The organism is Pseudomonas sp. KK18 (assembly GCF_037094675.1).
GTDB lineage: Bacteria > Pseudomonadota > Gammaproteobacteria > Pseudomonadales > Pseudomonadaceae > Aquipseudomonas.
In genome coordinates, this window is record NZ_CP146605.1 from 7161199 (window position 1) to 7186384 (window position 25186).

General features: G+C 57.8%; 17 protein-coding genes. 3 read left to right on the forward strand and 14 right to left on the reverse strand.

The genetic code is table 11. From position 1 onward, the window contains the following. The first annotated feature begins 16 nt into the window (after positions 1-16). Together V6607_RS32700 and pbpC are read left to right on the forward strand one after the other, a co-directional pair. A complete protein-coding gene (locus V6607_RS32700; protein ID WP_134327569.1) occupies positions 17-5860 on the forward strand; it encodes an alpha-2-macroglobulin in 5844 nt (1947 codons plus the stop codon). After that, positions 5841-8138, forward strand: a complete 2298-nt coding sequence (gene pbpC, locus V6607_RS32705; RefSeq protein ID WP_134327570.1) for a penicillin-binding protein 1C — start codon at positions 5841-5843, stop codon at positions 8136-8138. Before V6607_RS32700 ends, pbpC begins: the two co-directional genes overlap by 20 nt. Here the strand turns inward: pbpC and V6607_RS32710 are convergent, their stop codons facing one another. The 4 genes from V6607_RS32710 to V6607_RS32725 form a co-directional block, all read right to left on the reverse strand. Further along, a complete protein-coding gene (locus tag V6607_RS32710; RefSeq protein WP_134327571.1) occupies positions 8139-9305 on the reverse strand; it encodes a hypothetical protein in 1167 nt (388 codons plus the stop codon). Continuing rightward, on the reverse strand, positions 9302-9883 hold the full coding sequence (locus V6607_RS32715) for a LemA family protein (protein ID WP_003213535.1): 582 nt from the start codon (positions 9881-9883) through the stop codon (positions 9302-9304). Before V6607_RS32715 ends, V6607_RS32710 begins: the two co-directional genes overlap by 4 nt. Positions 9884-10250: 367 nt before the next feature. Then, a complete protein-coding gene (locus tag V6607_RS32720) occupies positions 10251-10643 on the reverse strand; it encodes a hypothetical protein (protein WP_143513845.1) in 393 nt (130 codons plus the stop codon). Between the two features lie 369 nt (positions 10644-11012). Then, positions 11013-11651 carry an antitoxin Xre/MbcA/ParS toxin-binding domain-containing protein gene (locus V6607_RS32725; RefSeq protein WP_224793261.1) on the reverse strand — a complete coding sequence of 213 codons (639 nt, stop codon included), beginning with the start codon at positions 11649-11651 and terminating at the stop codon, positions 11013-11015. Positions 11652-11878: 227 nt separating this feature from the next. On the opposite strand from V6607_RS32725, the gene V6607_RS32730 reads away from it, so the two are divergent. Beyond that, positions 11879-12427 (forward strand): 3'-5' exonuclease, encoded by a 549-nt coding sequence (locus V6607_RS32730; RefSeq protein ID WP_032856644.1) that lies wholly within the window; start codon positions 11879-11881, stop codon positions 12425-12427. A 28-nt stretch (positions 12428-12455) separates the two neighbouring features. Here the strand turns inward: V6607_RS32730 and V6607_RS32735 are convergent, their stop codons facing one another. The 10 genes from V6607_RS32735 to copC all read right to left on the reverse strand — a co-directional run bounded on the left by V6607_RS32735 (position 12456) and on the right by copC (position 25129). Continuing rightward, positions 12456-12938 (reverse strand): Mov34/MPN/PAD-1 family protein, encoded by a 483-nt coding sequence (locus tag V6607_RS32735; RefSeq protein ID WP_019334922.1) that lies wholly within the window; start codon positions 12936-12938, stop codon positions 12456-12458. Then, complete coding sequence (locus V6607_RS32740) at positions 12935-14719, reverse strand: ThiF family adenylyltransferase (protein ID WP_032856643.1); 1785 nt, start codon at positions 14717-14719, stop codon at positions 12935-12937. Before V6607_RS32740 ends, V6607_RS32735 begins: the two co-directional genes overlap by 4 nt. Further along, positions 14703-15953 (reverse strand): nucleotidyltransferase, encoded by a 1251-nt coding sequence (locus tag V6607_RS32745; RefSeq protein ID WP_019334920.1) that lies wholly within the window; start codon positions 15951-15953, stop codon positions 14703-14705. Before V6607_RS32745 ends, V6607_RS32740 begins: the two co-directional genes overlap by 17 nt. Then, complete coding sequence (locus V6607_RS32750) at positions 15953-17119, reverse strand: SAVED domain-containing protein (RefSeq protein ID WP_032856642.1); 1167 nt, start codon at positions 17117-17119, stop codon at positions 15953-15955. The genes V6607_RS32745 and V6607_RS32750 overlap by 1 nt, the downstream gene beginning before the upstream one ends. Before the next feature lie 291 nt (positions 17120-17410). Then, positions 17411-20554 carry an efflux RND transporter permease subunit gene (locus V6607_RS32755; RefSeq protein WP_032856641.1) on the reverse strand — a complete coding sequence of 1048 codons (3144 nt, stop codon included), beginning with the start codon at positions 20552-20554 and terminating at the stop codon, positions 17411-17413. Beyond that, positions 20551-22035, reverse strand: coding sequence for an efflux RND transporter periplasmic adaptor subunit (locus V6607_RS32760; RefSeq protein WP_032856640.1), 1485 nt, complete (start codon positions 22033-22035; stop codon positions 20551-20553). Before V6607_RS32760 ends, V6607_RS32755 begins: the two co-directional genes overlap by 4 nt. Further along, on the reverse strand, positions 22032-23288 hold the full coding sequence (locus V6607_RS32765; protein WP_032856639.1) for a TolC family protein: 1257 nt from the start codon (positions 23286-23288) through the stop codon (positions 22032-22034). The genes V6607_RS32760 and V6607_RS32765 overlap by 4 nt, the downstream gene beginning before the upstream one ends. Positions 23289-23387: 99 nt before the next feature. Beyond that, a complete protein-coding gene (locus tag V6607_RS32770; RefSeq protein ID WP_080761980.1) occupies positions 23388-23729 on the reverse strand; it encodes a hypothetical protein in 342 nt (113 codons plus the stop codon). Positions 23730-23803: 74 nt separating this feature from the next. Then, positions 23804-24742, reverse strand: coding sequence for a copper homeostasis membrane protein CopD (gene copD, locus V6607_RS32775; protein WP_019334915.1), 939 nt, complete (start codon positions 24740-24742; stop codon positions 23804-23806). A 3-nt stretch (positions 24743-24745) separates the two neighbouring features. Beyond that, positions 24746-25129, reverse strand: coding sequence for a copper homeostasis periplasmic binding protein CopC (gene copC / locus V6607_RS32780; RefSeq protein WP_017341635.1), 384 nt, complete (start codon positions 25127-25129; stop codon positions 24746-24748). Positions 25130-25186 lie beyond the last annotated feature (57 nt).

Sequence of the window (25186 nt, forward strand, 5' to 3'; positions counted from 1 at the left end):
GCCAGGGATGCTCACCATGTTTGATTCGTTAAAAGCGACCAGCCGCCGTTTTTTCGGGGCCTTGATCTCAGTGGTGAGTGTCCTGTTCAGCGCCGTTCGATGGCTGGCACGCAGCCTGTTCGGCCAGTGGCAGCCGCCGCGTTGGCTGCAAGCCACAGGCAACGGCCTGGTCAACGTCGGCCACAAGGCCCGGGCTTATCCGCGCCAGGCTGCGGGCGGCGCGCTGGCCCTGGTACTGGTGCTGGCCGCGGGCTTTTACGGCTGGCACTGGTATTCCCACCTGCCTCAGCCCCACACCGTGGGTTATTCGCTGCACAAGCCCAACCTGACGGATTACACCCAGCCGCAACCGGTTGTGGATAACTTGCAGGTACGCTTCGCCGAATCCGTGGCCCCGCTGGCGGCCATCGGCAAGCCGGTCACCGAAGGCATCACCCTCAAGCCTGCCATCGCCGGCGCCTGGCGCTGGGCGGATGACCGCAGCCTGGTGTTCACCCCGGAAAAAGACTGGCCCGTCGACGCCCACTACACCATCGACCTGGCCAAGAAAACCCTGTTGGCCGACGGCGTACTGCTCAGCCAATACACCAGCCAATTCTCCACCCAGCCGTTCCGCGCCACCTTGACGCAAAACGAGCTGTACCAGGACCCGAGCAACCCGACGCAGAAACAGCTGGTAGCGACCTTCCACTTTTCCCACCCGGTAGACGAAGACAGCGTACGCAAACGTGCCTCGGTCACCCTCGGCAAAGGCTTGGCCTACCGCGATGCGCAACTGCCCAATCGCCCGGAAATCACCTTCGACGAACACAAGCTCAACGCCTTTGTGCGCTCTGCCGCCCTGGCCACCCCACTGGAAAGCACCCCGGTCAGCGCCAAGCTCGATGAAGGCCTCAAGGCCCGTGATGGCGGCAATCCCAGCTCGGCGCCGCTGGTGGCCGAAGTCACCGTGCCCGGCCGCTATCGCCTGACCTTTACCGGCGCCGAAGTCAGCTTTGTCGACAACGAGCGCGGCGAACCCGAGCCGGTGTTGATGTTCAGCAGTTCCAGCGCCGTGGCCGACGAGACCATCGCCAACAAGGTGCAGGCCTGGATGCTGCCGGAAAAAGCCGAGGACGATACCCGCCCCTGGAACCTGCAAGACATCGACGACAAGCTGTTGGCCAGCAGCACCAAGGTCAAGCTGACCCACGTGCCGAGCGTCGAACCGCTGAACACCCTGCACGCCTTCAAGTTCAAGGCCCCGCCGGGCCGCGCCCTGTATGTGCGGGTGCCGGCCAACCTGGAAGCCATCGGCGGCTACCTGGCGAAAAATCCGACAGCCTCTCTCGTGAGCATGCCGGCTTATCCACGCACGCTGCAGTTCCTGTCCGACGGCGCCCTGCTCAGCCTCACCGGCGAAAAACGCCTGGGCTTCATGGCCCGTGGCGTACCCGGCGCCCATGTGGAAATCGCGCGCCTGCTGCCCAACCAGTTGCAACACCTGGTGGACCAGAGCAGCGGCAGCTTTGCCCGACCGAATTTTGCCAATGACTACTTCGACCGGATGGTGGAGCGTCAGAGCCTGGACATTCCGCTGTCGGCTGGCGACCCGTCGAAAACCGTCTACGACAACGTCGACCTGAGCAACTACCTCACGGCCAACGGCGGCCGCCGGGGGATTTTTGTGCTCAAGCTGAGCCCGCAGGACGACCCGGCCGATCGCACCTTCGACTACTCGCGCAACACCACCAGCGACCTGCGTTTCATCGTGGTCACCGACTTGGGCATCATCGCCAAGCGCTCCAGCGATGGCAGCCACGATGTGTACGTGCAGTCCATCGGCAACGGCTCGCCGGTGTCCGACGCCCAGGTCGATATCATCGGCCGCAACGGTTTGCCGGTCGCCAGCGGCCATACCGACGCCGAAGGTCACGCGCACTTCGCCAAGCTGGATGAACTGCGCCGTGAGAAAACGCCGTTGATGTATGTGGTCAGTCGCGGCAATGACCAATCCTTCCTGCCGATTGCCCGTCAGTCGCAACAGCTGGATTTGTCGCGCTTTGATGTAGGCGGCCTGGAAGAAGACGGTGCGATCAATCGCCTCAGCGCCTACCTGTTTACCGATCGCGGCCTGTACCGGCCCGGCGAGACCGCGCACCTGGGCATGATCGTGCGCAGCGGCGACTGGAAAGGCGCCCTGCAAGGCCTGCCGGTTGAGTTGCAGATCACCGACCCCCGTGGCCTTGAGGTGATTCGCCAGCCGTTGAAACTGTCGGCCAGCGGTTTTGAAACCTTCGATTTCCCAAGCAGCGAAGTAGCGCCATCCGGCGATTACACCGCGACCCTGCAACTGATCGGTGAGAAGCAGCGTCGTACCGACCTAGGCAGCGTCAGCTTCAAGGTCCGCGACTTTGAACCGGACCGGATGAAAGTCAGCCTGAGCCTGCACGATACACCGGTGCTGGGCTGGATCTCGCCGGACCAGGTGGTGGCCAAGGTCACCGCGATGCACTTGTTCGGCGCTCCGGCGGCGGGTCGTCGCGTCACGGCGAAAATGTCTCTGAGCCCGACGCTCGCGGCCTTTGATCGCTACCCGGATTACCGCTTCCGCCTGAATGACTCGCTGGAAGAAGCCAGCTCCGAAGACCTGGCCGAAACCACCGTCGACGACAATGGCCAGGCGGTGCTGGACCTGAACCTGCAACGCTTCGCCAACAGCACCTACCGCCTGCAAGTGATGACCCAGGTGTACGAAGCCGAAGGCGGTCGCAACGTCGCCGCACAAAGCGCATTGCTGGTGTCGGCGGCGCCGTACCTGGTGGGTGTGAAGAGCAAGGATTCGCTGTCTTTCGTCGCCAAGGACGCCCCGCGTGAAGTGCAATGGCTGGCCGTGGCGCCAGACCTTACGCCAGTCGCAGTCGACGGCCTGACCAGTGAAGTGGTCGAGCACCGCTACGTCTCGGTGCTGGTGAAGCAATCCAACGGCACCTACAAATACGAGTCGCGCATCAAGAACATCAGCCAGCCTGCCTCGCCGCTGGTGATGACCAAGGACGGCGCCAAGCAAACCCTGAACACCGGCGCCCCGGGCGATTTCACCCTGCAACTCAAGGACGCCAACGGCAACCTGCTGAACCAGATCGACTACAGCGTCGCCGGCCGGGGCAACACCTCGCGCTCCCTGGAGCGCAACGCCGAACTGCAACTGCGCCTGGATAAACGCAGCTACGCCACCGGTGATGAGATCGCCATCAGCATTCGCGCGCCGTACACCGGCGCCGGGTTGATCACCATCGAGCGGGACAAGGTCTACACCCAGCAGTGGTTCAAGGCCGACAGCACCAACAGCGTGCAACACATCCGCGTTCCTGCGGGGCTTGAGGGCAATGCCTACGTCAACGTGCAGTTCGTACGGGACATTGGTTCGTCCGAGGTCTACATGAGCCCGCTGTCGTACGGCGTAGTGCCGTTCAGCATCAACCTCGACGCGCGGCGCATGGCGCTGAAAGTCGAAGGCCCGGCGAAGATCGAGCCGGGGCAGACCCTGGATATCAAGGTCAACGCCGACCGCCCTGGCCGCGCAGTGGTCTACGCGGTGGACGAAGGCATCCTGCAAGTGGCGCGCTACCAGACGCCGGACCCGTTGGGCTTCTTCTTCCAGAAGCGGGCGCTGGAGGTCGGTACCAGTCAGATTCTTGACCTGATTCTGCCGGAATTCAGCCGCCTGCTCAGTGGGGCAGCGCCGGGTGGCGATACGGAAGGCGCCCTGGCCAACCACCTCAACCCGTTCAAGCGTAAACATCAGCCACCTGTGGCCTGGTGGTCTGGCCTGGTGGACTTGCCGGCCGGTGAAACCGTGCTGCACTACCAGGTTCCGGACAGCTTCAATGGCAAGTTGCACCTGTTTGCGGTGGCCGTGGACAGCGACAGCGTGGGCGTCAGCGAGGCCAACACCGAAGTGCGCGGGCCGCTGGTGATCACTCCGAACGTGCCGGCCTTTGTCGCACCGGGGGATGTGTTCAGCGTCAGCGCCGGGGTGTTCAGCAACCTGGACGCGGCGGCAGACGTGAAGTTTGAAGTGCAGACCAGCGATGGCCTGCAGGTGCAAGGCGACAAGGCCAGCACCCTGGCCCTGCAACCGCGCAAGGAAGGTGTTGCCGAGTTCAAGATCAAGGTTGGGGAAACCCTAGGCTCGGCCGACTTGCGCTTCGTCGCGGTGCTGCCGGATGGCAAGCGTATCCAGGTGGCGGAAACCACTTCGATCCGACCCTTGAGCGAGCATCGGGTGGCCCTGAGCCTGGGCCGTTTCGACAGCGCCAGCAAAGAGCTGAAACCGACCCGCGAGCTGTTCAGCCAGTTGCGCGATGTGCAGTTGGGCGTCGCCGCTTCGCCGCTGGTATGGGCCAACGGCCTCAAGCATTACCTGGATGACTATGGCTACGCCTGCACCGAGCAATTGGTGTCCAAGGCCATGCCGGCGTTGATCTGGGGTGGTAACGCGCCGGAGGCCGAGCAGGCCTTCAGCGGTGCGGTGCGCATGCTGCGTCAACGGCAGAACCAGGCCGGCGGTTTCGGCTTGTGGGCGGCCAACCCGGATGTGGCGCCGTATGCCAGCCTGTACGCCACCGACTTCCTGATCGAAGCCAGGGAGCGCGGGCTGCCGGTGCCGGAAGACCTGCTGCAACGTTCCAACGCGTACCTCACCGACCTGGCCAACGGCCCGAGCGAAGGCCTGTCGGAATTGCGCAACCGCGCCTACGCCAGTTACCTCCTGAGCCGTCAGGGGATTCTGGTGAGCGGCGCCTTGAGCGATATCCGCGAGCGCTACGAAAGCTACTTCAAGGACACCTGGCAGAACGACATTGGCGCGGCGTACCTGGCTGCCAGCTACAAGCTGCTCAAGCAGGATCGTCAGGCCGATACCCTGTTCCGCAAGGTGCCGTGGCTTTCCCTGTCGGATAAATGGAACAGCGACGGCCTGTATTACGACCCGCTGGTGCACGACGCCGAGCACCTGCATTTGCTCGCGCGGCACTTCCCGGAAATGCTCGACGATGTGCCGACAAGCCTGCTGGATAAACTCGGCAAGCGTCTCAACGAGCAACGCTACAACTCGCTGTCGGCGGCACTGTTGCTGCGGGCCCTGGACAATTACGGCCAGCGCGCCCAAAGCGACATGAACCTCAAGGCCACCGCATGGCTCAGCGACAAGCAGCAACAGTTGTTGCAGATGGCCGGCCAGCCGCCACGTGCGGCGGTGCCTGCCGGTACGCAAAAACTGCAGATGGAAAAATCCGACGGCCCGGCGGCGTTCTACATGCTGAGCGAAGCCGGCTACGACAAGGGCGCCAACCTCAAGCCAATCAACAGCGGCCTGGAAATCATCCACGAATACCTCGACCTCAAAGGCAACCCAGTCAGCAAGGTCGCGGTAGGTGATGAGTTCCTGGTGCGCCTGCGCTTGCGGGCTACTGACCGTGATCAGGTGCAACAAGTGGCCGTGGTCGACTTGCTGCCGGGTGGTGTCGAACCTGTGTATAACTTGCCGCCGGAGCCGGAAGCGGCCAGCAGCGAGGAAAGCGAAGGCGACGATTCGGAGTACGTTGAAACCAGCGAAGACACCGAAGAAGCCGACGCCTGGCAGGCGCCGATTGGCGAGACCGACTTGAGCAACTGGCAGCCGGACTACGTCGACGTGCGTGATGACCGAGTGGTGTTGTACGGCACCGCGCTGCGGGATGTAGGCACCTTCGTGTACCGCGTGCGCGCCACCAACGCCGGTACCTTCAATACGCCACCGGCCTACGCCGAGGGCATGTACGAAACCACCCTGCAAGGACGCGGCAAAGTAGGCCAGCTTGAAATTACCAAGCCTTAAAAGCCTCACGCCGCTGCTGGCAGCGGCGGTGATTCTGGCGGGGCTGCGCTTGTGGCCCCATGCACCGCTGGAACAGGCGGCCAGTTCATCACGGGTGGTTTTGGCCGATGACGGTTCGCTGCTGCGCATGACCCTGGCGGCTGACGGGCAATATCGCCTGTGGCTTCCCCTGGAACGGATTTCTCCGTCACTGGTGGAGGCGTTGCTGCTCAAGGAAGACCGCAATTTCTACTGGCACCCGGGGATCAATCCCCCGGCGTTATTGCGAGCGGCCATGGCCACCTATAGCGGCGGCCAGCGCCAAGGCGGCTCGACCTTGAGCATGCAGTTGGCCAGGCGCCTGTGGGATATCAATACCCGCCAGGTACCCGGCAAGCTGCAGCAGATGGCCCTGGCACTGTGGCTGGAGGCGCGTTACAGCAAGCACGACATCCTTGAGGCCTACCTCAACCTGGCGCCCATGGGCGGCAATATCGAAGGTGCCGAAGCGGCCAGCCGGATCTATTTTGGCAAGTCAGCGGCGCAGTTGTCCTTGTCTGAAGCCCTCGCGCTGGCCGTGATTCCCCAGCAACCGGGTCGTCGGGCGCGCTTTGGGCCTTCCCTGCAAACCGCCCGGCAACGGCTGATGGCCGACTGGCGGGAAACTTATCCACAGGACCCGCGTAACGACAGTTTGCTGGACCTGCCGCTGGAAGCCCGCAACCGCCAGCAGATCCCGTTTCTCGCGCCGCACCTGAGCGAACAGTTGCTGGCCTCGCAAACCGGCAATGAGTTGAACAGCACCCTCAACCTGGCGCTGCAACAATTGCTGGAACGGCTGATCACCGGCTTCATCGCCGAGCGCCGCAGCAGCGGTGTGGAAAACGCCACGGCGATCCTGATCGACAGCCGCGACCAGAGCGTAAAAGCCCTGGTGGGCTCGGCAGACTACTTATCCACAAGCATCCACGGCCAGGTCAACGGCGTGTTGTCGCGGCGCTCGCCGGGCTCCACCCTCAAGCCATTCCTGTATGGGCTGGCGCTGGACCAAGGGGTGATCCACCCCATGAGCATCCTCAAGGACATGCCGAGTAACTTCGGCTACTTCCAGCCGGAAAATTTCGACGGCAGTTTTGTCGGGCCGGTGACAGCCCGTGACGCGCTGATTCGCAGCCGCAATATTCCGGCTGTCTGGCTGGCCAGCCAAACCCGCTCGCCGTCACTTTACGGATTGCTGCAACGGGCCGGGATCAAGGGCCTGCGCGGCGAAAGCCATTACGGCTTGGCGCTGGCCTTGGGCGGCGGCGAGATGACGCCCGAGGAGCTGGCGCGGCTGTATGTGATGCTGGCTGGTGACGGGCATTTGCGGCCGCTGCGCTATTTGCAGGAACAGCCGCAAACCACTGGCGCCCAGCTACTCACGCCGCAGGCCGCGTTTATGGTGCGCGACATGCTGCGGCGCAACCCGCGCCCGGACGGGCTGCCGGGGCGCCACTGGCGTACGGCCTGGAAGACCGGCACGTCCTGGGGTTTTCATGATGCATGGAGCGCCGGCCTCGTAGGCCCGTACGTGCTGGTGGTGTGGGTGGGCAACTTCGATGGCCGTCCGAATCCTGAGTTTATCGGTGCGAAAACTGCGGCACCGTTGTTCTTCCGTATCGCCGACGCCCTGCCGCTGGCCTTGCCCAATGTGGTGATCAAGCCCGACAAGCCGCCCGCCGGGCTGATCCGCATCGACGTCTGCGCGGCCTCTGGTGACTTGCCCAACCGTTGGTGCCCACGTACCCGCAAGACCTGGTACATCCCCGGCGTGTCACCGATTCGGGTGTCCAACCTGCACCGCCCGGTGCTGATCGACACCCGCACCGGCAAGGCCGCGTGCCCGCCGTTCGACCCGCAGTACACCCGTGAAGAAGTCTTCGAGTTCTGGCCCAGCGATGTGCAGCGGCTGTTCCGCGCCGCCGGACTGCCCCGGCGTACGCCGCCCAATGTGCAGAAAAGCTGCCAACCCAACCGTGTCGGCGATCAAAGCGAAGCGCCACAGATTCGCTCGCCGCTGACCCAGGTCAGCTACCACCTGCGCCTGTCCCAGCCCCAGGAAAGCATCCCGCTGAACGCCAACGCGGCCAGTGATGCACTGACGCTGTATTGGTTCGCCGACCAGACCCTGATCGGCCAGGGCCCGCCGCAAACCACGCTGAACTGGCGGCCGGGTAAGTCGGGGGAGTACCGGTTGCGGGTGACTGACGATCAGGGCCGCAGCGCCAGCCGAGGCTTGAAGGTTGAGTTTGTACCCTGATCAGGCGTCCTCGTCGCTTAAACCGGCAGTGCCGGCATCTTTTGCGAAATGCTTGTACGCCACCCCCAGCTTGCGTTGCTCAAAGATCGAAAACACCAGGGTGCCCAGCAGAATCATCATCCACACCAGGAACACCTTCATGGTGTCCACCTGGGCCACCACCAGCAGCAAGGTCACTACGCCGCCAATCACCATGCCCAGGCCCATCCAGGCGCCCAGCACGCGGCCTACCGCCAGGCGCATGCCCGTGGGCAGCAAGAGCCGCAGCGCGAGCAACACCACAAACATCGTCAGCAAGAAGCCAAACGCGGCCATGAAAGGAATCACGAAGCCATTGTCACGGTACAACCAGGCCAGAAACCGATAGGCGGGATTCAGCTCTGCCATTTGCTGGTAGGTGGCAGGGCCCGGCAAATGCAGTTGGGCAAAATGTTCCGGCGTCATGGCCATGATGCCGACGCCGATCAAACCCACCACCACCGCGTAGAAACCACCGGCGCGCCACAGCGGCGCCAGCACACGGCGGTTTTCCACCTCCTTGGTCTCGGCCAGGCCGAACACCGCGTCAGGTTGCCGGCCCTGGGCAATCACCGTCTTGCCCGCACGCTCGCAGGCGTCGCCAATCAGCATCACCTGCATATCCTGGGTGAGGAGCAGTTCGCCCTGGCGGCGGGAGCTGCTGATCCATTCATGGTCGTCAGGGCGCTTCTTGCCGAACAGGTCGATACCCTCGGCAATCACTGTCACTTCACCGGTGGCGTCCTGCAGGCGGAAGTCATTGCAGCGAGCCTCGGCCGAGACCTGGCTCCAGCTCCAATCGCCATCCTTGTCTTTGGTGCCTTCTTCGATGACCCACACGTAACCCGCGCAAGGCTTGCCGTGGACCGGGGAGATCAGCGGCGTGTCGACGATCACCTTGCCGTTCACCTCCACCAGCCCCATGGCCAATGAGCGTATCTGGCTGGTGGCCAGGCGCTGTTCGGTGCGATAGAAATTGGGGCCGAAGCTGGCCAGCAGTCCGATCAGGATGCACACAGGAAAAAACAGCGCCACCAGGATCGTCGGGGCGTAGACCATCAGGCCAATAAAGCCGGCGAGAAAGACCAGTGCCACCAGGGTTTTCCACGCTGGTTTTTTTGTGACAACCCCTGCCTGGGTGGTTTTCATGCCCCCGGCACCTCAAGCTTCACGCCGTCGTAGCGGGTTTCTTCGGCGCTGATGGCCAGCAGCGGAATGCGCTGATAGCCGAGCATCTTGGCGAAGAACAGATCAGGAAAAATCGCGATGGCGATGTTGTAGAGGTTGACCGACTCATTGAAGAACTCGCGACGGTCGGCGATGCGTTCCTCCACTGCCGAGATCGCCTGCTGCAACTCGACCATGTTGGGGCCGGAGATCAGCGTCGGATAATTCTCGGCCACTGCAATCACCGACTTGAGCGCCGTATTGAGCTGGTTGGAGGCATCGACTTTATCGGTGAGGCTGCTGGCGTTGAGGTACGCGGTGCGGGCGTCGCTGAGGCGGGTGAACAGCGCGTTCTCATGGTTCATGGCGGTTTGCACCACGCGCATCAGGTCGGGAATCTGGTCTGCCCGCTGCTTGAGCAGCACGTCGATGTTGGCGAAGGCTTTATCCACATCGTTGCGGCGCATCACCAGGCCGTTGTAGACCCCCACCAGCCAGCCGACCAGGCCGACGACAATAATCAGCACGACGATACCGGCGATCAGCAGTTCGATGTTCATGGCGGCGGCATTCCCTGGCTAGTTATCCACAGGGCGCATTCTAGGGGTAAAGCAGGGGAATACTCCCGGAATTAGTCCACAGAAACGGCAAGACCCGATATCCGGTAGCCTGAAAAAGCAAAACCCCCGAAGAACGGGGGTTGGTTACCAACAACATAGTTTGACACAGCCCCTCTCGTAAATCGGGGCCTGTAGGATGATCCGGGGGCCACACAACAGCAACATAGACTGACACAGACGGGTCGCACTTCAAATACGGGGCTCGATTGGTAACAACATAGTTTGACACAACAGCGAGAGCAATCATTTATGCCGAAACACCATGTGAGCGCGACCGGTCAATCACCTGTGCGGAAATAGTCTTTTTTCAACACAGGCTCAGTGCGATGTCTAAATCCGTGCGCAACCTTCGACCGGTCCCCATCAGCACATACACTGTGTTTTTTGTTCGAAATAAGCAGTCATTGGTGAAGGAAACACCCAGCGTTGATCGGACCCAATCACCAGGCGGGAAGCGGCCTTTACTGTCTTGGATAACGGTCAAAGCGTAAACGAGAGCAGGAATTAGCTGTCTATCCGTAATGGCTTTTCGCTGACGTGTTGTAATGTCGAGATCCAATATTGCCCAATCAGCAACAAGACAATAGGCACGGGAAGGAAAATGCAGACTGGCGAAAGCCACTGCATCTGAGGGGGCGAGTTGGCATCCGTCTATTTTCTCGCCTGCAGAAAGCACTGAAACATAATCTGCCAAATTCATTTGTACCTCCTGCCGATCCAAAAAACCGATTCGAACGAGAAGCATCATTCAGCTTAGCTCCCAGCGGATCACCAGGTTCCGATGCCGACGGATAGCAGCAGGGTGATCTCATGGCTGTTCCGTCTTCTCCCTTCATCTCACTGAACGGGATGATTTCTATCGAGTTGTCACCGGATAAAGTGGTTTGCGCCAGTACACAGCTATACCATTGCCGTGCGTGAACCCTACCTAGCGGTAGGTGCCGATGCGGGTGAAACCTAGTGCTTCATGGATGCCCGTGCATGCCGTATTCGGCTATGCGACGCCGGTATTGGTGCATGAAATCCATGTTACTCAAGGAGCGGTAGAGTCCGTTTGGCTGCGACTGAATCAAAATGACATGCCCTCAGACACTTGAATCAGCATTTCTTCGACTAGATGTGTGCCAAAGGTTGTAGTGACCATCGCCAATGGGCTTTCTCCTAAAAAACGGGCTTTGGGTTTGGAAAGCCAATGTTTGGCCTTCCCTTTGTCACCGAAGACCACCTCGGCCATAGCGGTAATATGTGCAAAACGGAACAGGCGATCGCTCTCATGCGACGTTAAAAGCTGATTGGCTGACAGTTTTGTTTTGAGCGTTTTGGGTTGAATGATTCTGTCGCGTTCTTCGTCGCTGAGGGTTCCATCATCACAAAGCATTTTGATCAGGCTGGCCGAGAAGCCAGCTACTATCATGTCGTGAATGTCCAGATCCGAAGCATTGACAGAAATATGAAGAAGCGTCTCCAGACGCATGCGGTAAGCATGACTGGCATCCTGACGCAGGACGCCAGCAAACATGGGCCGCACTGATGTTGCGTTGCGGACGGGCGTCAGGACTAATGTGCCATTCAATACCGTTAGCTCCAAGTCGTCCCCAACACCTAACCTCATTTGGTCAAGCAACTCTTGAGGCAGATCAATGATGATGTCGCCAGTTCCGTCCTCAGTTTTCTGGGATTTTACTATCCAACGCTCAGTTTCACTCATGATCGTCCGGCCCTCATCCGCCATCAGAGAATGACACACATCATCATGGTTGGGCCCAGAGCTGACCAAAGGAACGCGCAATCCGCTGGTAGACAGGCACTGCCGCTGCTCGAACGCCGGATAGCGAGTGAAACAGCAAAAAATGGGGCAATGGATATACCTGCCTTTCCACCTTCACATGGCTAAGAGCCTGAGCGTGATCAGTTAACTACACGAAAGGATATGACATGCACCCTAATGAGCTTTATGTTTCCGTCGACGTCGAGACTTCTGGGCCTATACCAGGCGATTACAGTCTGCTTTCCATTGGAGCTTGTCTTGTAGCCCAACCTGAAACGTCCATATATCTTGAACTACGGCCTGACAGTCCGAAACACGACCCCGAAGCGCTGGCAGTATCGGGGCTGAGTCTGGAGAAGCTGGAGCGCGAGGGTCTCGCTCCGCAACAGGCGATGCTGACATTTGATCAGTGGCTGAGATCGTCCTGCCAAACGGGGCAAAAGGTCATTTTCGTAGGACTCAATGCACCGTTTGACTGGTCATTCGTCAATTACTACTTCCACAAATACCTGGAAACCAACCCCTTTGGTTTTACCGCTATCGACATGAAGGCCTACTTTATGGGCGCTGTAGGTTGCAGCTGGAAGGAAACAAAATCATCCAAAATGACCGCTGCGCTGAAGCCACTCAGCGAACCGAACCATAACGCATTGGATGATGCCCGCTTTCAGGCAGAGCTCTTCGCCCTAATGCTAGCGGGTAACTATAAACGCTGACCTGCCTTCCACCGCACTGACTTGAAGTTCATCTGACCCAGGTTGCCTCAACATATCTGCCGTCCCTGAACGACCACGCCTTGATACCTTCTGGTTTTTCGGACTTGCCGACAATAATGGCTATTGGGTGCGGCAGATCCTGCGTGTAACGTGCAGCAAATTTGGAGAAACTACCGATGTCTGCCGGAGAGATCACCGGAACGGATTGGGGATGCGTATGCCAATAGCCCACCAGGCGTAACCCTTGTTCGTTGGCAGCCTGGATCTCCTGACGGCACCGCGCCGCATCCAACTCTAGCCAAGACCAGCCTGACCGATCGGCGCGATGAGGCAACGTGGCCAAGGCCAGCAGCAAACCTTTCGGATCAACAGGGTTGACGAATAACTGTCCACCTCGCTCCACGCCAAAAAGGCCCTGCCGATGACTATCCAAGATGTCCGCGACCGCCTGGGACACCAATAGCTCGGAGTCCACCTCCGGCCATCGCCAGCGCCATGCGATATCCGTCATACCATTTCGTCCTTATCTTCCGGCCATCCGCGTTCGAGTAGGATTTGCTGCGTCCCCTCTGGCAGTTTGGGCCCATGGTATTGGCCTCCTAGGCTCAGCACATCTTCAGGCCTATAAATGCTGCTGACCCAAGATGCAGTGGCGATCTTGCCGGTCAATGCGCGTAAGGCCGTGTGCGACACCATAGAGGCGATATTGGTCATTCCCAGCGAGCCGCCTGGGATAAAGCTCTCGCCACACGCGGGCAGTGGAACAACACCGCCTCCCGGCCACTCTGTAAATCTATGCAAAAAATCGCCGACGTCCGTGAACAACTGACGGCCATCAAAGGTGCCGCCTGGTGCGAATAGAGCATGGCCGACCTGGGTATACGGTTCGCTCCAGGCTTGTAAAAGCCCCCAAGGAGCGCCGCTGGATTTGGTTCGCCATACAGTGACCTCCGACTGCCAGTCTGCTGTCGTGATCACCACCAGATCTGCGTTATCGAACACTTCTGGTTTGCTACTCATCACTACTTCGGCAAAAGTCGAATAAGCGGTGCATTCTGTCGTCGGAAGATCTAACAGAATCTTGTCCCTCAACGCTGAGGCTTTCAGCCTCCCTAGGCTATCCGCTCCCAGAACGTGCCTCCCCAGATTGGCTGACACCAAAGTGTCAGGATCGATGAGGGTAAGGTGGCCGACACCGGATCGTGCCAATTGTATTGCCACCGTACTGCCTAATGAGCCAACGCCAACACAAACGACTCGAGCATTTTCAAGGTGCTGTGCAGTGCCGCTTATATCGCGGGACAGGATAGACGCTCGATCAAGCACATCCAGGGCAGTTGCTCGGACGAGCGCCGGAGGATGAGCATTTGCGATAGCTGGCCGCCGGCGAGCTGTACGCAAGCCAAACTTTGCCCCCCGCTCCTGCTGTACACCGAGCGAACGCACATTGAGACAATATGTTGGAGCATCTGCGCCTCCTGGAAGCTCCAGAACAATCCATCGACTCGCCAACGTTCCATGCAGCTCAAACCATGCCAGCAATTGCTCGGCATCGTCTGGTTGAAGGTGTGGCTTTAGCCACAGCAATAAATCTTCTGGATCCGGGGTGCGGATATCCGGATAAGTCTGAAGCTTGACGTAAAAACCGGGAGTTTCGGCCGCACGAATGACAGCAGAGCGCCCGACGACCCGTCGGTAATGCCCTTTGAGTGCAGCTACATTCGATGCTAACCAAACCGTTTCCTGACCGGATGGCACAGCTCGGCGCGGATCGCTGAGCGCAAACAACTGCGAGGCAGCCTGAGGTCGATCCAACAGTAAGAGGTTCTGGAATGACTGCCCGTGCTGAAACGACCAGTAGGTAGTGATCTCATTCTGAAATTCGATATCGCGTGTTGCCTGGTTTGATCCCATCTTGGACAACGAAACGATCTGGGCCAAGCGAGCAAGGCTGTCCTCTACCACGACCTCCGGGGAGCCCATGATGGGGCGTTCCTGAAAGCCATGAAGGCAAAGCCCCGACTTAGTGGCATGCGGCCAAACCAGCCATGGAGAGGGTTCGACGTTCAGCCGCAAGAGCCCGCGGGGAAAGTTGGAGGGGAAACCTATACGCAGTCGCCGCTCCTGCCCCGTGTAATCGGTGGGCAAGGGGAAGTGAAAGCACGCCGCTTCGTCAGCCCGCATGGGTGCGGGCTGGAGCAATGCATCGGCAGCATCCTGACCTAGGGTGTTACGCAGTGCGGCGATTCCGCGCTGCAATGGTGTCTTAATAGGATCAGCCAAGGCGTCCAACTGGCTTTACGCTCGACTGAGAGGTTCCGCCACCGCTGGCCCCTCCGAAGAGCGAACCCATCGAAGCAGAGTTTCGAGTAGTGCCATCCGGTCGACCGGGCATCGTCCAATTCGCAGGGATTTCATTGTTCACTGCCGTGATGAACGCCGGCGCAATACCGAAGTTCTTTTTCACTGCCTCGGCAAAGGAGTCATTGGATTCAAAACTTTCCAAACCTAATGACACAGATGCACTGGCGTCCGCATGCCACTTGGCGAATGCCTGACGGTAGCCTTGCCCCTCGCCCGGTCGATTCCACTTCTCTGCAAAGTTTTCGCCGTTATCGGCAGGGTTGCAGACATAGCAGTCGCTACCTCTATGCGCGATGTGCTGCGGCATTCTGCGAACGATTTCCAAAATTGCATCGAGCGGTGCCAGAGGCTTCGACTGCGACTCCTTTACGACATCCAGGTATGCGTGCGTGGCTAGAGTGGTGATGACCGCAGATATTGGGCGAGTATCAGCGCTCCTTGTCTTGATGGCCCATTCATCGCGATGCCGCTTGAGCAGCTTAATGGTCGCACGCAGGGGATCTTGATCGATGTAATCCTGATAATGCGGCAAAGGATCTTGGGTCGCGGCATCAAGCATCCGCTGGCTTTTGGCAACCACTAAGCTTTCCAGAGAGATTTCCTGGGCGGAAGCGACCTGCAACCAATTCGAGTAAGGAATAGGGCTGCTCGCTTTCCATCCTGTGACTCGATCCGGAACCTCAAGCTTACCCTCGCCGTTTGCTTCGCCATTTCCGTTGATCGCCCGGGCAGGTGTGACATCGATGTGGAAACCTGGATTTTCGTCTGCATAAACGATTCGAATACCACGACGTAGTTGCTTAACTTCTTCCTGAACGCGGGAGCCTTCCCTAAAACGCTGCTCAATCGCCTCTAGAACTTCCTTCGCACCAGCGCCTTGAGCGTGAGGGAGCCAGATAATCGCGTCCGCATCAATGGTGTCCAGATCCGCAGGCGCCCCGGGAATTGGCTTAATGGTCGTTTTCAGCCGCATTGAGCCCTGAACGAAAATATGAGCCTCAGCGAGCAACGGATTGTCGGAAGCCGAGAGGATTTTTTCCAGTTGGGAGTAGCGGTCATTGATTTTTTCGTACTGCGCTTCCGACAGCGAGATCTCCCTCGCGGCGCGAAGCAGAAAATATTCCCAACTGCTGCGCTTGGTCTGTTCGTTGCTCAAAAGCATTACATAGCCTCCTGGGCCACGGGACCCAATTGCAGTGTTTGCGTAAACCGATCTTGGTTTTCTTTGTCCCGATCGAAGATCAGGTATGTATGTTGATGCTGTGTTGTGAGCAACGCGCCAAACTCGATGGCCAATGCCGCAGGAATGGCGGCGAAGACGTGGATGGGGTCAGGAGTCAGAGCCTCAAGCTGGCTCAGTCGTATTTGAAGTGCGTCGCGAAAAGCATGAATCACCCGACGGTTCTGTACCATCGCGTAGCTTGGTTCTGGGATCGACAGCTCTGCAATACGTGCACCGGGTAGAGCGTCGGTCACGTCGCGTACTGGAACTTGCGCAGAAATGGAGAGCACCAACGCCAGTGGGCCATCGCCGTTGGGTGGAGGCGTAAACAGAAAACTAGGCGGCTCAGCAGACTGATCGGGCCAGCGCAAAAGATGCTCGCGATGAAAAGAGAAGATCAAGCGTTTGGAACGGTCGCCGATACTCTGGCCCAACATCATCAAGGCCGGAATGTCGGCCAAGCCGACTACTGCTAGCGCGGGCGAATCGCCATAAGTGCCGCCGCGACGTTTGAGTTGCTGCTCCAGCTCATACTGGACGCTGTCTTTGACGTTCTGCCAATAGGTAGTGTCCCTGCCACGTGGTCCGGGCGCAGCGAAGGCGATTTTGATGCCTTGATCGAAGGCGGTTAATCCCTCGGCGGACATCGCAGCCAACAGATCGCGAACGGGGATATCGTTGATCGTCTGAAAGTGCTGACTCTGGACGATGAGAGGAATGGCTCTGCCACCATCGGGGGTCGTTGCGGCGAGTCGGATGCGTTCAAGGTACGCTTGGTGCAAACCGCTCAGATCATTTTCAGGGTAGCCATCTGCGTCACGATCAATTTTGTCATGACAGCCTGGGCACAGGAGCATCAGGTTAGCAGTATCGTTAGTGTGCGCCTCAGCATCATGATCCGCGCGTCCCCGAGGCCCCTTGGGACTGGCGGGTAAGATATGCGCCACTTCGCCCCATTTCATTGGCTTGCCGGCACGATAGTCGAACGTTAGATCCGTACCGCACAGTTCACAATGACCAGCGGTCTGTGTCCATACGATCCGCTTCGTCTCATCATTCGTGTTAAAGCGCCCGCTCGCGGGCTTAGCGTCTTCTTTTTCTGCCATTTCGACCGACCCCCGAAAAACATCCATGATTGAAAACGATGATGGCAAGATAAGATCATATTAGGGTCATTCGTCCCGATTTCAAGAGAGATCTGAGGGTGACGAATGCTGAGTCGCCTTTTAGCAGGATGCTTTTTTGGCTCATCGAAAGGCGGTGGTGGCGGCGTTCGTTTTCTGGCAAGTGCTGGTGGGTAATGGCACTGACCACAGCGCATGTAAGACTGATGAAAACGAGCTGTGCAGCTCAAACGAGGCTGCAAGCGCAGCCCCTTTCGTATGCGTTTTTACGCGTCAGTGCTTGCCAGGCTCAACGGACAAGTGTCGACGACGCATGAGGTGATAGGCCGCCGGGATCACAAACAGCGATAGCAAGGGTGCCGTAACCATACCGCCAATCATCGGGGCGGCAATGCGGCTCATAACCTCGCTACCGGAACCGCCTCCCAAAAGTATAGGTAACAAACCAGCGATAACCACTGCCACGGTCATAGCCTTAGGTCGAACGCGCTGGACAGCGCCTTCACAAATCGCGGCCATCAACCCGCGTTCTGTGTTGTCACCGAGGTCTTGACGCTCGGTCCATGCATTTTTCAGGTAGAGCAGCATGATCACGCCAAATTCGGCAGAAACACCGGCCAAGGCGATAAAGCCGACCCCGGTGGCAACCGACAGGTTGAATCCCAACAGATAGAGAAACCATGCCCCGCCCGTGAGAGCGAATGGCAGCGTGGCCATAATCAGCAAAGCCTCATCAAGGCGTGCAAATGTCAGGTAGAGCAACACGAAGATGATCAACAGCGTGGCAGGCACCACCAGTTTGAGTCGTGCGTTGGCCCTTTCGAGAAACTCGAACTGACCTGAGTAGCTCAGGCTCATGCCGGGCTGCAACTTGACCTGCTCACTGACGACCCGGCGTAGATCGGCGACTACGGAGGCAATGTCCCGGCCACGCACATCGATGTACACCCAGCCTGAAGGCCGTGCGTTCTCACTCTTGAGCATTGGCGGCCCGTCGTTGACCTTGATCTTCGCCACGGTGCCAAGGGTGATCTGGCTGCCTAGCGGGGTGTAGATCGGCAACTGCTCCAAAGCGCCGAGCGAATCCCGCCACTCACGAGGGTAACGTACGTTAATTGGGAAACGAGCCAACCCTTCAATCGTCTCCCCGACGTTTTCACCGCCGATTGCGCCGGCCACGATTGATTGCACATCGGCAATATTTAACCCATAGCGTGCCGCAGCTTTGCGATCGATATCTACATCAATATAGCGGCCACCGGTCAGTCGTTCGGCTAACGCTGAACTGACACCTGAGACGTCCTTGGCAACACGCTCGATGGCTTGGGTGACGGCATCGATCTCCGTCAGGTTGGTACCGGCAACCTTCACGCCAATCGGGCTTTTTATGCCGGTGGCCAGCATGTCGATACGGTTACGAATAGGCGGTATCCAGATGTTGGTTAATCCTGGGACACGCACCACTTGTTCTAGCTCCTCAACGAGCTTTTCCTGGGTCATGCCTGGGCGCCACTGCTCGCGTGGTTTGAATTGAATGGTGGTCTCGAACATTTCCAACGGTGCCGGGTCAGTCGCGGTTTCAGCGCGGCCGGCTTTTCCGAAAACGTGTTCGACCTCTGGAACTGTCTTTATTAGACGGTCAGTCTGCTGAAGCAGTTGCGCGGCCTTCTGCGCCGATAATCCAGGCAGAGCTGACGGCATATAGAGCAGGTCCCCTTCGTCCAACGGGGGAAGAAACTCACCACCCAGACGAGAGATCGGCCACAACGCGCTGACAAAGACTAGCAATGCAACCAGCAGCGTTACTTTAGGTCGACGTAATACGGCGTCCAGAGCGGGCTCGTAGATCCGGATCAACCAGCGATTTAGCGGATTCTGTTGCTCATTAGGAATTCGTCCGCGAATCCAATACCCCATCAACACCGGAACTAGAGTTACCGACAGTCCAGCCGCTGCGGCCATAGCGTAGGTTTTGGTGAACGCCAATGGACCGAATAGACGTCCTTCCTGAGCCTCCAGCGTGAACACCGGAATGAACGACAGGGTGATGATCAGCAGACAGAAGAACAATGCGGGTCCTACCTCGGCAGCCGCTTCAGTCATCACGTGCCAATGACGTTCACCTTTCAGTTCCTCCCCAGGATTAGCCACGTGCCAAGCCTCGACCTTCTTGTGGGCGTTTTCAATCATCACCACGGCAGCGTCGACCATGGCGCCGATGGCGATGGCAATCCCGCCAAGGGACATGATGTTGGCGTTGATACCCTGATAGCGCATTACGATGAAGGCGATCAGCACCCCAACCGGCAGGGAGATGATTGCCACCAGAGATGAACGCAGGTGCCAGAGAAAGATTCCGCAGACCAACGCGACGACGATGAACTCTTCGATCAGCTTGTGGCTGAGGTTTTCCACGGCACGATCAATCAACTTGCTGCGGTCGTAGGTGGTGACGATTTCTACCCCCGCCGGCAGACTGCTTTTCAGCTCGTCGAGTTTGGTCTTGACCGCCGCAATGGTTTCTCGAGCATTCTTACCGCTGCGCAGAATTACCACGCCGCCGACGGTCTCACCTTCGCCATCGAGTTCGGTGATGCCTCGACGCATCTCAGGCCCCATCTGAATCGTGGCAACATCGCCCAGAGTGACCGGCACACCACCCGTGCCCAGTTTGAGTGGGATAGCACGAAAGTCATTGAGGGTCTTCAAGTACCCGGAAGCCCGCACAATAAACTCGGTCTCCGCCATCTCCAGCACCGCCCCACCAGTTTCCTGATTGGCCTTGCCGATCGCCTCGGTCACTTCAGACTGCGTGATCCCCAAGCTGGCCAACTTCACCGGATCAAGCTGCACCTGGTACTGCTTTACCATGCCACCCACCGTGGCCACTTCCGCAACGTTCGGTAGGGTCTTAAGCTCGAATTTGAGGAACCAGTCCTGCAAGGCACGTAACTGCGCCAAGTCATGCCCGCCGCTTCGGTCTACCAGGGCGTACTGGAAAATCCAGCCAACCCCAGTGGCATCAGGTCCTAATGCGGGCTTGGCACTGGCCGGAAGCCGGCTTTGTATCTGGCTCAGATATTCCAATACGCGCGAGCGGGCCCAGTACAAGTCAGTTCCGTCTTCGAATAGTACGTAAACGAAACTGTCGCCAAAGAAGGAATAACCGCGCACAGTCTTGGCACCAGGCACAGAGAGCATAGTGGTTGCCAATGGATAGGTGACCTGGTTTTCTACGATCTGTGGGGCTTGGCCTGGATATGGTGTACGGATAATTACCTGAACATCCGACAGGTCTGGCAATGCGTCAATGGGCGTACTTTGAACCGCCCAGATCCCCCATGCCGTGACAAACAGCGTCGCCAGCAACACAAGAAAGCGGTTAGCCACCGACCAGCGAATAAGGGCCGCGATCATGGCTGGCTCCCAAAGCGTTCCAGACGCTCAACTCGCAGACCATCTTCCGTCTGGCTGACAGCGATCCGAACCTTGTCGCCCGTTTTAAGACCCTTCATCAGAGCTGGAGCGGCGAGAGGGAAAGTCATCGTCATGCCTGACATACCCAATGTTCTGAAGGGACCGTGGGCGAGCGTGACTTCTTTGTCGTTGATCTCAACGATCTGACCATCGGCCTCATGCAAAGCGCCTGCGGTTACAGTAGATGGCGAAACGTCCAGTGAGCTTGCGACAACGCCCTTGAGACTGGCCTCCGAGTCGAGAAGGAACTGGCCAGAAGTCACCACTTTTTGCCCCTCTTCCAAGCCTTTCAATATCAGCGTTTTGCCATCGTTATCTTGGCCTAACTGCACCTCCACCGGGCGATATCGACCAGCGTCTTCAGAGAGCATGACCAACGTACGTCGACCGGTACGAATGACGGCCTCGCTCGGCACCCACAAAACACTTTGCTCCGTCGAACGATTGAGACTTACCTGCGCGGTCAAACCTGGCCTGAGTCGGCCATCCGGATTGGGTAACTCAACTCGAACGCGAAGTGTGCGACTGTCCGAACTGGTTTCCGGAAGAATCGCACTGACGACGCCCTTGAGCACAACTCCAGGGAGCGCGGACAAACGCGCTTCGGCTGCTTGCCCTACGACGATTGACCCAGCCTCCGACTCTGGTACCGCCACGGCCAGCCAGACACTGCTCAAACCATTAACACGCGCGAGCGTCTCGCCTGCGGCCACCGTCATACCTTCACGCACACTCAGCTCTTGAAGCACACCACCAATAGGGCTGGTCAGAGTCAGGTTCGGTTGAACTTTGCCACTGCGCTCAACTTGAGCAATTAACTTAGTTGGCATTCCGGTGAGCCTCAATCGCTGGCGGGCCGCTGTCAGCAAGTCAGCATCGCCACTACGCTTGAGGGCGAGAAATTCCTCTTGAGCAGCTGCCCAATCCGGCACCAAGATATCTGCCAAGGCTGCATTCACTTTCAGCACATCACCAGGTGCATGGGCGTACACGCGCTCGACAAAACCCGCCGTACGGGCCTGAATGACTGCAACGTCCCGTTCGTTGAAGGCCAGAACACCTACCACGTTCAGTGTCGAGGCAAATACCCCTCGACTGACACTAGCCAGTCGCACACCAAGGTTCTGAGTCAGGCTTGGATCAATTCGAATGCCGCCGCTGTCCCCCTTGGTATCTGCGTATTGGGGGATCATCTGCATGTCCATGAAGGGTGACTTACCCGGTTTATCGAATTTCTGTTGTGGGTACATGGGGTCATACCAATACAGAACCTTTCGATCGGGAGAGGCTTTGGCTTCCTGATCCGGCTCGACACCAGCTACTTCGCTCATTCGCGGTTGGGCTAACCAGTAACCTCCGGCAACACCCAAGGCAATCGAGATGCCGACAACTAAAGTCCCTTTCCATACTTTGAAATTCATTGAGCGGGCTCCCCGTAAGAGAAATACAAGCGAGCGCTGGTGAGAGCACGTTGCTCTTCAACGTCAATCTGCTTGAGACGGGCTTCGATGAGTTCGCGTCGGGCGGCCACAACCGAGTTCAAATCACCTTTGCCGGAACGGTAGCTAGCCATGGTGAGTTCAACCTTTTCTTTAGCCAGCGGCAACAAGCTTTCCTGATTACGGGTGACTGCACGATTGAGTCGCTCGTAGTCGGCCAACTCATCCTCCAGTTGCTGGGTATGCTCGCGCGACAGAGCTTCCCGCTCAGCTTCAAGTTGGTTGAGTTCGGCGTGCTTTGCCGCAATTTTGGGGTTTTGCCGAGAGTCAGGAAACAGCGGGAGATCCCATGAAAACTGGACGCTAACCATGTCACCGAATTGTTTGCCTCGATGCTGATAGTCGAATTCCCAGCTCCAGTCAGATTGCTTTTCCGCCTCAGCTTCACGGATCTTGGCTTGTGCTTCACGGGTCATCGGCACATACGCCGCCAATTCAGGGTGATGTTGCAGCTTATGGGAGTATCCAGAGGTTTCAATGGGCCAATCAGGCAAGCTGCCCGCCGGTTTGTCATTGGCAGCTGGGCCAATCCAGCGCTTGAGGGCCGCCCGGGCCTGTGCACGTTGGCGAACTAAATCATCCTGCTGCTCCGCCAGTTGGGCAGCTTCCTGTTTAGGTGTCACCGCATCGGCGGGTTGGGCGCGGCCACCCGCAATCTGAGATCTGACGGTATCGGTCAGAAGACGGTTTTCTTTGTAGAAGTCCTGGAACATCGCATCTTTACGCTCAACCGAGTAGCTACTGATCCAGGCCAATGCCGTGGACTGTCGGACGTTCAGACGCGCCACTCGACGCTCAGCGGACGCTCGATCAACAGCCGCATCCGCGACCTCGATACGTGCTTTGCGCTTATCGCTGTTGGGCATCTCCTGTCTGATCCCGACCACTTGCATGGTCATGAAGTCCTGGTCGATGCTCCATCTGTCGGCACCACCAATGGGGTAGTTCTGCAAGCCCAGCAGTAGCTTGGGATCGGGTAGTTCGCCGGCGGGAATGGCCGCACTGGTGGCTGCTTGAATTTTGGCGTCTTGTGCGGTCAACGACGGTGCATTGTTTTCGGCCAGCCGCAGCGCTTCATCGAGTGTCAATGCACCAGCAAGGCTCGGCAATGCCAGTACGCTTGCCGCCAGGCCGGCCACGAGGGACCAACCTGTGCAAAAGCAGTTGGAGTTCATGTTCACGATTCCTGTGATGATCCACCGCGCGCTTCATAAGACATGCGCGCAGATATGCCATCCCGCTAACGCGGAATGAGGCTCAGTGTGGTACAGGAATCAAGTACGGGGAGGTCGCCATAACCCAGAAGGGGTTTGTACGAGTGGGAAATGGCTGGAGAAGGGCAGAACGATTGGACTGGACAAGGTAATAGGAGGCTTGATGATCGAGACTTGCAGCATGCCGCCCGTTTTGCATTCCTGGCCCGACTTACAAGGTTTGCCATGCTCAGCGGTACTTTTCATGTCGTGGCAGCAGTCTTGACCCATACCATCCATCATCGCTATACCCATGGTTTTCATCGGGCATGGTTCAGTCGATGCCTGAACACCCGCCATCCCGCTAAGGGGAAGCGCCAAGCTAATTAGGAAAATCAGGCAACACCGCACATAGCGTTTCATGGGCTAAAGTGTAGACGGTGCAAATGGCCCTTACAATTCACCCTTAAGACTCCTGTATTGGCTGTTACCAACGTCTATGCTGCGCTCATTTCCATGACAGGGCTTAAAGTACCTAACCATGCGACAAGACAGATAATGATGACCGCCATTGAAAACTCAAGTTTCATGCTACGGCGCAAGGCATTCACCGCGACAGCGTATTCGCCATTGCGAACTGATCGCTCCAATAAGGGGCTTAGATGAAAACGGTTAAGCGTGGCTAATACGATCATCCCTGCAAATAGCAGGATTTTCAAAAATAGCAACTGGCCATAAGTGCTGAGCATCACCTCATCGAGGCTCGGTCCTACGATAAATAGATAATTCACCACGCCCGTTATACTGATGATCACTACAATCACCGCGCCGGCCGATTCAAACCCTGTCAGTACCCGAGCAAGAACTCGTACTTCCTGATCACCTTTCAGCGATTTTAAACGCAGCAGCAGTGCAAATGCTGCCAACGCACCCAACCAACCGCCTGCGGCCAAGAGATGGAAGATGTCGCTAGTAAAATGCCAGTAACGACGGCTCCCTTCGTCCATCGCACCATGCCCTGTCCATGCCAGCGTCGCTAGCGCAATGGCGCCACATACAGTGACAATCCAAAGACTGAGTGTCGGAAAGCGCTTGCTCAGAGCAACGCCGAGAACAGCCGTCAGCAACGCCACTATCCGGACCATCCAGGTCAAACCGACGTCAGTCCCCATGAGAACCATTTGAAAAATATGGTGATGTAGCTCCATGAAGCCCGACACACCACTCATAGCTTTCGCAAGCAACAACATGGCTGCTAGAGACAGAGCTACACCTAAAACAGATGTACTGTAAAGAAGCGACTCAAAATTTAAAACCGCTCCCGATACTCTCTCTTTTCCCCTCAGGCTATAAAGACCAAATATTGCCAGTCCAAATAACAGCATCAGATCAAAATATAGAGCAAAGCGAACAGCTATATTTATTGAGTCGCTCATGAATCATTTCACTTTGAAAGAAAAATTGCCGGTGATTGGATGAGTGTCAGACGAGACGGCACGCCACTCAACTTTATAAGTACCTGTGGTCAATGGCGATGCAGGCGTAATAACCATCGTCTTAGGATCTCCACCGCCTGCAACGGCTGCTTTAACGCCCATTGGGGAGTTAGGCATGCCAGGCATATCGGTCATGATCAGCTTAGCACCGGAAAACTGAGTCGTTAGATTCTCAGAAAATTGCAGTTCAATTTTCGCAGGAGCAGCAACATCCGACCCTTCTGCTGGAGTAGAAGAAAGCAGCTTTGGATGTGCTTGAGCAACTGCACTCAAAAGCAAACCCGCTGTCAGTGCTACAGCTACGGTGGTGGTTTTAAGGAATGACATGCAAGACTCCTCACAGCAAAAGCTGTTGATTCTAGGTTTTTGATGAGTATCTAGTTA